Below are 11418 nucleotides of genomic sequence, written 5' to 3' on the forward strand. Positions count from 1 at the left end.
TGGACGATGGAACCCCGCGAAGACGGCTGGCGCCGCTACCTGGCCCTCGTCCTCGACGGCCTCACCCCCACCGGGGCCCGCCCGCTGCCCTGCCCCGCCCCCGCACTGCACACCCGCACACCCTGACACCGAGGCGGATGCCGGCCACCCTCGCGCGGTGGGGGCGGCCGACACCACCGACCGCTAGACCTGTCCGGTCGATCCTGCCGGAGAGGGCCTAGCGCGCCGGGTGCACCCGGATCGCCGAGGCCGGGCACATGGCGGCTGCCTCGCGGGCCAGTTCCGCCGCCCGTGCGCCGGGCTCGGCAACGAGCACGAAGACCTGCCCGTCCTCGTCCTGGTCGAACACCAGCGGCGCGGTCACCGCGCACTGCCCCGACGACACGCACCGCGAGGTGTCCGCCTCCACCCGCGCGACCGGCCGCTCGCGAGGCTGCTCCCCGTTCACCACAGGACCGGAACCTCGCTGAGGCCGCCCGCCAGCCGTTCGGCGTGGTCGCGCAGGCTCCGCGCGTCCACCGCCAGCCGCAGGCCGGGGAAGCGCCGGAACAGCGCGGTCAGCGCGACCTGCATCTCGGTGCGTGCCAGCACGTTGCCGATGCAGTAGTGACCGCCGTGCCCGAAGGCCAGGTGCGCGTTGGGGGAACGCGACGGGTCGAAGGTGTCCGGCTCCTCGAACACCCGCCCGTCCCGGTTCGCGGCGTTGATCGCCACCAGCACCGCCTCGCCCCGCGCGATCGCGGTCCCCGCGACGGTGACGTCCTCGCGGGCGTAGCGGGTCAGGCCCAGGCCACCGGGCGAGGCCATCCGCAGGACCTCCTCCACGGTGGCGCGGGCCAGCGTCTCGGGCTCGGCGGCGAAGCGGTCCCGCCGGCCGGTGTCGCTCAGCAGGAACAGGACTCCCAGGTCGATCCGGGCCGACGTCGTCTCGTGGCCCGCGAACAGCAGCCCCACCGCCAGCCGGGTCATCTCCCCCTCGGTGAACGAGGGGTCCTCCGCCTGCACGGCCAGGATGTCGCTGATCACGTCCTGTCCCGGCTTCTTCCGCTTCTCCTCGGCGATGCCGGCCACGTACGCCTCGAACTCGGCCATGGCCGCGGCGCCGTCGGCCCCGCCGTACAGCGCGGCGATCCGCTCCGACCAGCCGCGCAGCAGGCCCCGGTCCGCGACCGGCACACCCAGCAGCTCGCAGATCACCATCACCGGCAACGGGAACGACAGGTGGTCGTGCAGGTTGACGGCGCGTTCCGGCTCCCGTGAGCGCTCCTCCTCCATCGCGTCCAGGCAGGATGCGGCGAGCTCCCCGATCCGCTCGCCCAGCCGGCGCATCCGCGGCGCGCTGAACGCGGGCGCCAGCATCCGCCGCATCCGCGTGTGCTCGCGGTCCTCCTCCTCGGGCGTGGGGGCGGGGCGCGTGTGCAGCGCCGACTCCGAGATCCTCGGCGCGCCCTCGGAATCGGGGCGCAGCCGGGAGAACCGGGCGTCGCTCAGAACCTCCCGGGCCTCCTCGTAGCGGGTCACCAGCCAGGCCGGGTCGCCAGCGGGTGTCGTCACCCTCGTGATCGGACCTTCCTCGCGCAGACGCGCGAACAGCGGCGCCAGGTCCAGGGCGTCGGGGCGCTCGAAGGGTAACTGCGGTGCGGGGGCGGTCATGGTGGTCTCCTCACCGGCCAAAGGCCACAAGAGCAGCGAACGCTTGGCAGAACCGCCCTCTCCTGCACGTCCGGACCAGGGCGGATGAGCGGCGTCCCGGCCCAACAAGTGAGAGTCAGCTCTCTCTTCTCTCGGGAGCGTAACACCGTCGGCACGCACAGTCAGCCACCCGGCGAAATCAGCCCGTCCGGTGACCGGGCGGGGCCCCGGCTCGGTGAAGAACACCTGCGGCACGGCCCCCTCGGGGCATCAGCCGCGCCCGCACGCCGTCCGCTTCTGCCGGTCCTCGGCCGATCGCAGGACCGCCGGGCCACGCGGTCGCGTAGGCTCGCCCGGGTGCCGCGAAGGTGTGGGGCGGCGGCCGGGTCGGGAGGCAGGGGGTGGCGGGTGTTGTCGGATCGCGCGCGGGCCGAATCGGTCCTCAAGGACGCGGCTGCCACCTGTGAGGCGCACCTGCGGCGCTGGGTCGGACAGTTGGAGGGCGCGGTCGGGCAGGTGGCGGCCTACCAGTTCGGATGGACCCGCGACGGATCCCCTCACCGGCGGCACGGCGGCAAGAACGTTCGAGCGGCCCTGGCACTGGGCTGCGCCCGGGCGGTGGGAGGGGACCCGCAGCGGGCGGTGCCCGCCGCCGTGGTGGTGGAGATGGTGCACAACCTGTCGCTGCTGTACGACGACGTCCTGGACGGCGACGCGCTCCGTCGCCACCGGGCCTCCGCCTGGGAGGTGTTCGGGCCGGGCGCGGCGACCCGGTCGGCCGACGCACTGCTGATGCTGGCGTTCGAGGTGCTCGCAGGCCCCGACGGCGAAGCATTCGCCGGTGAAGCCGTCGCCGGTGAAGCGTCGACGGCCCTGCTGGACACGCTCATCCAGCTCGCGGTCGGTGAGAGCCTGGACGTGCTGTTCGAGGCCGCGCCCCGCGTCGAGCTGTCCGAGTGCCTGGAGATGGTGTCGGGCAAGACGGCGTCGCTGATCTCCTGCGCCTGTCGGCTGGGCGCCCTCTACGGCGGCGGCGGGCCGGCGCAGGTCGAGACCCTGGCCGCGTTCGGACACGACCTGGGCATGGCGTTCCAGCTGGTGGACGACCTGCTGGGGATCTGGGGCGACGAAGCGGTCACGGGCAAACCGGTCTTCGCGGACCTGCGGGCCCGCAAGCTCTCGGTGCCGGTGGTGGCCGCGATGGCCTCGAACACCGCGGCGGGCGACGAACTGGCCCGCCGCTACGCGCTGTCGGCCGGCCCTGGCCGGGCCGGGGAGGCGGAGCTGGCCCGGCTGGTGGAGGAGGCCGGCGGCCGGCGCTGGACGGTGGAGCGCGCCGCCGAGCACGCGGACGGGGCCCGACGCCGTCTGCGGAGCCTCGCCGACGGCCCCGGCGCGGTGGCCGGTGCCGTCGCCGACCTCGACGCGCTCTGCGAACTGATCGTCAACCGGTCGCACTGAACCGGTCGCCCCCGGCGCGGGAGGACCAGGGCGCCGGGGTGTCGAGGATGTGCGCACGACCCTGCCGGTAGAGCGCGGCGTCCACCTCCTTCAGGCGGCGCAGTTCCTGCGGCTCGTACAGGGCATGGACCACGGCCGGCTCGGCGCCGTGCCCGGCGGCCTCCAGCAGCGCGTTCGTCGCCGCCCGGCCGCTCTGGTTCGCGCCCTCCATGGTGGCCAGGTTCACCGGGCAGCGGACGAAGTCCCCGGCCATGAACAGGTTCACCGCGGCCGTCCGCGCCCGCGGGCGCAGCGTCCACGAGCCGGTGGTGTTGATCAGCAGGGCCTCGTCGTTGGTGGCGGGACCGGGGCCGTCGAGGTTCTTGACGGCCGGGTCCAGGTGCCAGGAGTGGAGCAGGCCGTCGTGGAGGGTCCGGCGGCGGCCGTCGTTGAGGGCGTCGGCGAGCTGGGCCCAGACCTCGGCGACGACCTCGGCCCGGGTGCAGTCGCGGGCCGGCTTGCCGTAGAGGACTCCGGGGGTGTCCCAGGAGGAGATGTCGACCGACAGGCAGTCGGCCACCGTCCCGTCGCCGTAGGTGGCACGGAAGTCGGTGTCCCAGAACTGCGCCTGGCTGACGGAGGTCAGGGCCCACGGGGAGTCCTGGTAGATGACGTGGCCGCGGGTGATCGGGGTGGGCTCGGTGAGGTAGAACTGCAGGCCGACCATCCAGTCGGTGCGCAGGTCCGCCGTCTTCTTCAGCTCCGGGTCCGCCTCGGCCAGGCCGCGCTCCAGCAGCGTCCCGATCCGGTCGACCGGGAGCGCGCACACGTACCAGTCGGCGGCCGCTTCCCGCCGCCGGCCGCCCGGGCCGCGCAGGACGGCGCCGGCGACAGCGCGGCCCCGCACCGTCAGGCGCTCCACCTGCCAACCGAGTTCGAGCCGCACCCCCAGCCGCTCCAGGTGCCGCACCCAGGGGTCGATCCAGGCGGTGCTGGTCGGGGCGTTCAGGACCCGGTCGGCGGCCTGGGCCTCGCCCCGGCCGAGGAAGCCGTAACCGAAGGCCTCCAGGAACCCCCCGACGGTGTGCGCGCTGCACACCTCCGCCCTGGCCGCCACGACCGTACGGGTCGCCCCGACGACGCACACCTTCCGGTACTCCTCGGAGGCGCCGTCGGCGGCGGTGAAGTCCCACCACGACATCTGCTCCCACTGCCCAAGCCGCCGCTGCGCGCTGCTGGTCATGTAGACGAGCAGCCGGTTGGCGAAGTACAGCAGTTCCTCGTTCAGCTCTCCCCCGGCGCCCAGCTTCATGCCCCGGGCCCGCAGGATCTGCAGGGGCGTCCTCGGACCGGCGGCCAGGGACACGTCGGAGACCGTCTCCCCGATCCTCCCCGACCGGGCGGACAGCATCTGCGGTGCCTCCCGCAGGTTGCCTTCCACGCCCGAGGGCGATCCCGGGAGGGGGATCCGCCGCATCGTGTCCGGCAGGCTCCGGTAGAAGCCGGGGAAGAACCGGAACCCGTGCTCGCTGGGCAGGTCGAGCCGCCCGCCGGTACCCGTCCCCGGAACCGAGGCACTACGGGCCTTCCCGCCCCACCCGGAGGGCTCCACCACGGTCACCTCGAAGCCGCGCTCCGCCAGCTCCATGGCCGCCGTCAGCCCGGCCACCCCACCGCCCAACACCGTGACCGTCCGGCCCGAACGCCCCGACACCGCACACCCCCTCCCCGGCCCACGGCCGCTCACCCGTCCCACCTGTCCCACCCGATCCGTACGGGAACGATAGAGCAGGTCGTGGCCGTCACCCCGGCGAAGCCCCTCCCCGCGACCCCCGGCACCCCGCGGCCGCGTTGTCGGCCCGAGCCGCCGGGCCGGCATCGACCTCGACATGTGGATCGACACGCAGGGCCGCACCCGCTACGCCGAGAAGCGATGGGCCACAGACGGAACACCGGTCGCCTTCACGATGGCTTTCAGCGACTACGGTCCGCCCGAGACCGTCGATCCCCCGACCACGACCGGCATCGCAGCTTGACTCTGCCGGGTAACTCGGGGTGGCCACGCACTCGTTTTCGCCCTGTCGGACGTCGACGAGTGGCGGGACGCGGGCCGTCACCGGCACGTCCAGTTCGCGTGGTATCGGGCCGACTGGAGTGGGTGTGTCGGCGAGGCGGTCGAGCAGCCGGTCAAAGGGCTGCCTGGCCGCCCTCGACGGCTGCCTGCTCGTCGTCGTCCGACGGGATGGACACGATCATCTTCTGCAAGTTTCCTTCGGCTTGCAGGAGTTGAGATCGCGTGGATTCCTTTGGACTGTCCACGGGTCTCGAACCCGGACCTGCCGGCGAACGGAGGCCTGGCAGCCGCGGGTCCCCGCCTGTAGCGCCACCCCATGACCGACGAGACCACGGCCAGGGCAGGCAGAGAGTTCTACACGTTCGACGGCCGGATCCTGGAGGTCTTCGGCAGCTCTCCGAAGCGGTTCCACATCCGGAACACGAACCTGCGGGTCGCGGGCCCCGACCGGAAGGGGAGGCGGACCGTCGAGATCGTCGCCGGCACGCCCGAAGCCCCGGCGACGCAGCACACATGGCACCACTCGGCCGAGGAATGGCAGCAGGCACAGGGCCTGGAAGCCCTACTGGAACAGGTACGGGCGGGTATCGCGGCAGTCCGGGAGCACGGAGCCTGAGGGTTTTCCGCAACCGTGGTCGAGGACGGCCGCCGCGGCCCTGTCAGGAGTTCCGGTTCCTCCAGAAGGTCCTGTGCCACCGGACCTTGACCGATGGATGTGCCCGTCAGCCAACGGCTGACGCCGACGGGGCGAGCGCTGACGAATCGGTCCGTGACGGGTAGCCCCCCAGGACCGGTCCCGCCCCGCTGGACTCGTTCACCACCGCCGTCCTCGCCCGGGGAACGGAGGCCGTCGCCCGGGGGACGCCGGACGCGCCGTCGCCGAGCAGGCGCTCGGAGCGCTGCGACGGTGTCCCCGCCGCGCCGCCCCGGTCAGCGTCCGGCCGGGGCTGCCTGCGCGATGGGCCAGCGGGGGCCGCCCGGGCCGCCCTGCCATGCCCACTGCTCCTCAGGGGTGACGGTGATCCCGTAGTCGTAGCGGCCCGGCCGGCCGAGTTCCTCCCACCGGGTCCAGGCGGCGACCACCTCGTCCCCGAGGCGGCGCGGTCCGCCCTGAAGAAGCAGCGGCGCCTCGCCGTCACCGCGCGCGGTCACCGTCGCCCACGACCGGGTGCCGTCGTGGATCCAGGCGTTGAGGCCGTCGTCGTCCCGGGCGGTGAGCACCACAGCGTCCGGCACGGCCACCCGCAGGGCGAACCGCAGGTCCCAGTCGTCCAGCAGTTGCGAGTCACGGTCCAGCGCCTGGCGGGTCTCGGGCTCGGTACCGCCGCGCACCTGCGCGAAGGCGGCGCTGCCGGTGCTCGGCTGTGCCGGGCCGTGCCGGTCGCCCATGAACTGGGCCAGGCCCTGGACCCATCCTGTGGCGGACCGTCCGTCATCGGCCACGGTCAGGGCGACGTGGCCCAGCCGCCCCCAGGGATAGACGATCCGTCCGCCCGGCCGTACCGCCGCCACCCAGGACCAGGGGACGGTCTCCACGGCGTAGGTGGCGTGGAGCCGGTCGACCGGGACGCCGCCGGGCGGGCCGCTGCGGGTGCCGTTGCCCAGGGTGACCTCGGCGTCGAGTCCGGCGGCCGCGAGGCGGGCGCGCGCGGATTCGGCCAGGTACCCGTCCACCTCGGTGGTCACGACCAGGCCGGGCCCGGCCCGCCAGGCGGCCAGCGCCGCCGTCCAGCCCTGGCCGGTGCCGACGTCCCACACCCGGTGCCCCGGCTCCACCCTGAGGCTGTCCAGCATGTCCGCCACCACCGAGGGCGCGGACAGCGACGAGGACGGCCGGCCGCCGTCGAGCTGGGTGACGGCCGCGGAGTAGACGCCGGAGTACAACTCGGCCGCCCAGCCGTCCGGATCCGCCGAGCGGTCGAGCGGCACGTAGGCCCGGTTGTCCCACCGCCACAGCCGGTCCGGCGCGAACGCGTCGCGCGGCAGCGCGGTGAAGGCGTCACGCAGCCACGGCGAAGCGGCCGGCCACGCCCCGCACCGCTCCATCTTCGCGTCCAGGCGCGCCCGGCGCCCGGCCAAGTCCTCGTCAGCCACGGTTCTACTTGCGGTGCTTGCCGTCGGACGGCGGAGCCGGGGGGACCTCGCCGTCGGCGTTGTTGGGAGGCGGCGTGCCCTTCTGAGGATCCGGCGGCGGCTTCTCGTGCTCACCCATTTTGCTGCCCCTTCGGTCGTGTGCCGGACACGGTCGGCCGCCCATCCTCGCGCACCTCCACGCCACGCGGTAGACGGCGTGCAGGAGCACCCACGGGGCGCGCACGAGAGCGTCCGCCGCGCCCACGGGTCTTGGGTTCCAGCGGTCGGCGCTCAGTCCTCCGAATCGGCGCTGCTCCGGTCGGCGTCCCGACGGAGGTCGGGCATCCCGAGGTGGACGGTAGACGGTTGCGCTGCACGCTCGCACATGGCCTCCAGCTTCTGCGCGGCGGCGGCCAGGGTGTCTCGATGGCGGCGACCTCGTCGAACCATCCCTGCTCCTTTGCCTCCTGGAGGCGGTCGACGAGGTTGGCGTGGATCTCCTGAAGGCGTGGCATCTGGGCTGGGTCCACCAGAAGTAGGGGCATCCGATACAGGCGTTTGGGGCCTCACTGCTTTCCACCACGGCTCCAGCGCGGGGCAGTTGGGCCCGATCCTCCATCTCGACCGGGCCGACCTGCTCGTCCGCGCAGACGTTGGCGATCCAGTGCCGCAGCTTGTCGCCTTCGCGGTTGGTCGTGATGATCACGAAGGTGCGGACGCGACCGGCGGCGGCCGTGAGCCCGGGTGAACGGGCGAGCAGTGCTTTCAGCTGCTGCTGGTCATCCTCGCGCAGGTGGCCGGGGTGGCCCATGATCCAGCGGGTGGCTTCGCGGGGCGAGGGAGGCCGTGCCGTCGGGGGTGTGGTCGCCCCGGACCGGCGGCCGGGATGCGGTGGAAGGACGTAGTCGCGCAGGGTGCGGCGGCGTGCGCCGCGTTCGCCGAGCTCACCGTGGAGTCGGGAGAGGTCCGTGCAGCCCTCGACTGCGCGGGCGACCTCTGCCTCACTGGACTCGCCTCCTGATCAACGCCACTCAACGACGCACTGTAGAGCAGCACTTGGCCGGAACCCGGTGAAGGAGAACGAGCGGGCAGGCCGGAACGGGCCTGGCCGGTTCCGGCCTGCCCAAGGTCCTTTCGAGGCTCCTGACCGGTGGTGAGACTGGTGACCGCCGCCAGGGAGCACCTGCCCGGGGCAGCACACCGGACCAGGTGTCACCGACCGCTGCTCCTGCAGGACAGCCGTCACCTCCCGGTGTGCGCTCAGCGCCACGCACGGCCCGATCCCACCCCTTCCTCCCTGCTGGAGCTGTCATGCCTTCGAACGCCTCCAAGCTGCTGCGCGTCACGCTCGCCGCCGCCATCGCCGCCTCCGGTGCCGTGGTCGTCACGGCCGTCACCGCCGGGAGTTCGTACGCGGCGACGACCTCCTCGGTCGGCGGCCAGATCACCCGATCGGAGATCCTCGCCCGTGCCCAGTACTGGTACGGCAAGTCCATCGGCTACGACCAGGGCGGCTCGTACCCGGACTCCTCCGGCCGCTCCTACCGCACGGATTGCTCGGGCTATGTCTCGATGGCCTGGCACCTCGGCACCAGCGCCAACACGCAGGGCCTCGCGGACAGCTTCACCTACCAGATCAGCCGCAGCGATCTGATGCCGGGCGACATCCTGAACTCGTACTACGACCACGTCATCCTCTTCGAGAAGTGGGACGACGCCGCCCGCACCACCTTCTCGTACTACTCCTTCGGCAGCACACCGGTGAAGCACCGGACCGGGGTCTCGATCAACGCCGCGGCCCTCGACTCGCACCCGAACGGCGACTACAAGGCACTGCGCTACAAGAACGTCGTCAACGACCCGGCGCCGGGTTCGGCGTGGGTGCCGGCGGTTGGTGACGGTAGTTCGGTGAGTGGTGTCGACGGCACGGCCTACACCTTCACCCGCAGCGTCGACGGTCATCTTCAGGGGACTGCCAGGTATCCGACCGACAAGTGGGCGACCGTCGACCTCACCAATGTCGTGGGCACTCCGATTTCGGCGGGTGGCGCGCCGAGTGCGTTCGCGATGAAGAACGGTGTCACCGGCGTGGCCAGCGCCAACGCCGCCAACGGCCACCTGCAGATCACGTATCGCGACGCCGCCGACAAGTGGGCCACCAGCGACCTCACCAACCAGGTCGGTACGCCGGTCACCGGGGGTGCGGTCCGTGCCACGACGGATCCCGATGGCACTCTCGCGATCTATTCCCGTGGTTCGAACGATGGCGGGCATCTGAGTCTCACCGCTCTCCAGCCGAACGGGAGTTGGGCCACCGTCGACCTCACCAACGTCGTCGGCACCCCGATATCGGCGGGTGGGGCGCCCGCGACCTTCACCCAGAAGAACGGGACCGTCGGTGTGGCCAGCGCGAATGCCGCCAACGGCCACCTGCAGATCACCTACAAGGACGCCGCCGGCCAGTGGGCGACCACCGACCTCGCCAACCAGGCCGGCACACCGGCCACCGACGGCGCGCTCAGTGCCACGACCGACTCCGACGGCACCCTCATGATCTACTCCCGCAGTGTCGACGGTCATCTCCAGGGGACCGCCAGGTATGCGAACGGCCAGTGGGCGACGGTCGACCTCACGAACGTCGTCGGTACCCCGGTCTCGGCGGGTGGCGCGCCCAGTGCTTTCACCATGAAGAACGGTGTCACCGGCGTGGTCAGTGCCAACGCCGCCAACGGCCACCTGCAGATCACCTACAAGGACACCGCCAACCACTGGGCCACCACCGACCTCACCAACAAAGTCGGCACCCCGGTAACCGACGGCGCCCTCAGCGCCACCACCGACCCCGACGGCACCCTCGCCATCTACTCCCGCGGCTCGACCGACGGCGGACACCTCAGCCTCACCGCCCTCCAACCCAACGGCCAATGGGCCACCGTCGACCTCACCAACATCGTCGGCACCCCCGCCAGCTGACCCACCACCCGAACCGAGATCGCAACGGCCCGGCTCTCCTCATGAGGGCCGGGCCGTCCGGCGTGGACGGGCGGAACCCCGCCCGCAGAGCAAGGCATCGGCGGCGGAATCGAGCCAGAAGTTCCGGCTGCCCCCCAGCGAGAGGGCATTGTGCTGAGGCCGTTGCCGTTGGTACGGCTTCCCGGACCCGCTCGGGGGTTCGAGCCCGGGAAGCCTCCCTCCACGGTGCCGGTAGCGGCCGCCGACAGCGCGCGGGGCTACGCCATGACGTCGACGGCCGGTGGGGTGGTCTGTTCCGGCGGCGAGGGCTCGGCTGCGCCGGTGGGTCCGCGCAGCAGGGAGGGAGGGAGGGAAGGAAGGAGCGGGAGGCGGCCACCGCCCCGAAGTGGCCGGCGGGTCGCAGGTAGCGCCGACCGGACTCCCGTCCGCGTTATCGCCGCAGGGAAAAACACCCCAGCCGGTATTTTCGAAGACCCTCGCAGGTACGACGATTCGGCACGGCAGGTCGAAGGGCTCGGGCGGGTGGGCGATTTCTGACCGTCCGGGTCCCGCCCGAGCCGTTCGGGGTCAACGGCCGGCGGTCTCCGGCTCCAACACGAAGACAGGGACCACCCGGTCCGTCTTCGTCTGGTATTCGGCGTAGTCCGGCCAGACCTCGACCGCGCGGGACCACCACAGCTCCCGCTCCGCGCCCTCGACCTCGCGGGCCGTCATGTCCTGGCGCACGCCGCCGCCCTGGAGCTCGACCCGCGGATGCGCGACCAGGTTGTGGTACCAGGTCGGATTCTTGGGCGCGCCGACGCGACGGACGAGGCCGCGCCGCTCCAGCACCTGGACCTGGACCTGTCGCGTGACGTGCGGGCCGACCACCGTGATCCAGCACTCTCCGTATCCACCCTGCGCGGCAGCAGCCGGGCGGCAGGATTCCTCGCGGCTTTCGACCGGCTGCCCGCGCGGCCATCGAGGCTGGTCAGGGGGCTTCTCGGGTGGTGGGGCAGCCCAGCGACGAGTTCTGCCCGCCCGTGCTCTGGTCCTTCTCAAGGATCGCGCCCTTGACCAGTTGCCCACGGATCGACTCGTCGGCGTGCAGGACGGCGTCGGCATCGAGTCCTCGGTGGCGCAGTAACAGAGGTCAAGTAACAGAGGTCAACTGACCCGATGGGGCCGGTCGGATCGAAGCTGTGCCGGTCCGGCCGGCCTCATTGTTTTGCAGAACGTGTCCGGCC

9 protein-coding genes are annotated in these 11418 nt (G+C 72.3%); 4 read left to right on the forward strand and 5 right to left on the reverse strand.

Annotated elements, in window-relative coordinates:
• Positions 1-217: 217 nt before the first annotated feature.
• The gene (locus AC07BF_RS33515; protein WP_363587255.1) at positions 218-448 is read right to left on the reverse strand and encodes a ferredoxin; all 231 of its coding nucleotides are present in this window, start codon (positions 446-448) and stop codon (positions 218-220) included.
• Entirely contained in the window at positions 445-1653 is a 1209-nt protein-coding gene (locus tag AC07BF_RS33520) for a cytochrome P450 (RefSeq protein ID WP_363587254.1), read from the reverse strand. Before AC07BF_RS33520 ends, AC07BF_RS33515 begins: the two co-directional genes overlap by 4 nt.
• 390 nt (positions 1654-2043) lie before the next feature.
• On the opposite strand from AC07BF_RS33520, the gene AC07BF_RS33525 reads away from it, so the two are divergent.
• On the forward strand, positions 2044-3093 hold the full coding sequence (locus tag AC07BF_RS33525; RefSeq protein WP_400808713.1) for a polyprenyl synthetase family protein: 1050 nt from the start codon (positions 2044-2046) through the stop codon (positions 3091-3093).
• On the opposite strand, the gene AC07BF_RS33530 is transcribed toward AC07BF_RS33525, so the two are convergent.
• A complete protein-coding gene (locus AC07BF_RS33530; protein ID WP_478334338.1) occupies positions 3077-4786 on the reverse strand; it encodes a hydroxysqualene dehydroxylase in 1710 nt (569 codons plus the stop codon). The two genes, AC07BF_RS33525 and AC07BF_RS33530, sit on opposite strands and share 17 nt — an antisense overlap.
• A gap of 175 nt (positions 4787-4961) precedes the next feature.
• Here AC07BF_RS33530 and AC07BF_RS33535 point away from each other — a divergent pair, with 175 nt between their 5' ends.
• Both AC07BF_RS33535 and AC07BF_RS33540 read left to right on the forward strand, forming a co-directional pair.
• A complete protein-coding gene (locus AC07BF_RS33535; protein WP_363587251.1) occupies positions 4962-5108 on the forward strand; it encodes a hypothetical protein in 147 nt (48 codons plus the stop codon).
• A gap of 354 nt (positions 5109-5462) precedes the next feature.
• The gene (locus AC07BF_RS33540; RefSeq protein ID WP_478334339.1) at positions 5463-5762 is read left to right on the forward strand and encodes a hypothetical protein; all 300 of its coding nucleotides are present in this window, start codon (positions 5463-5465) and stop codon (positions 5760-5762) included.
• 314 nt (positions 5763-6076) lie between these two features.
• On the opposite strand, the gene AC07BF_RS33545 is transcribed toward AC07BF_RS33540, so the two are convergent.
• On the reverse strand, positions 6077-7240 hold the full coding sequence (locus tag AC07BF_RS33545; RefSeq protein WP_478334340.1) for a methyltransferase domain-containing protein: 1164 nt from the start codon (positions 7238-7240) through the stop codon (positions 6077-6079).
• 1290 nt (positions 7241-8530) lie between these two features.
• Here AC07BF_RS33545 and AC07BF_RS33550 point away from each other — a divergent pair.
• Entirely contained in the window at positions 8531-10192 is a 1662-nt protein-coding gene (locus AC07BF_RS33550; protein ID WP_363587248.1) for a hypothetical protein, read from the forward strand.
• 567 nt (positions 10193-10759) lie between these two features.
• Here AC07BF_RS33550 and AC07BF_RS33555 read toward each other — a convergent pair.
• The gene (locus tag AC07BF_RS33555) at positions 10760-11296 is read right to left on the reverse strand and encodes a nitroreductase/quinone reductase family protein (protein WP_363587247.1); all 537 of its coding nucleotides are present in this window, start codon (positions 11294-11296) and stop codon (positions 10760-10762) included.
• Between the last annotated feature and the right edge of the window lie 122 nt (positions 11297-11418).

Source organism: Kitasatospora sp. NPDC043950 (assembly GCF_056435345.1).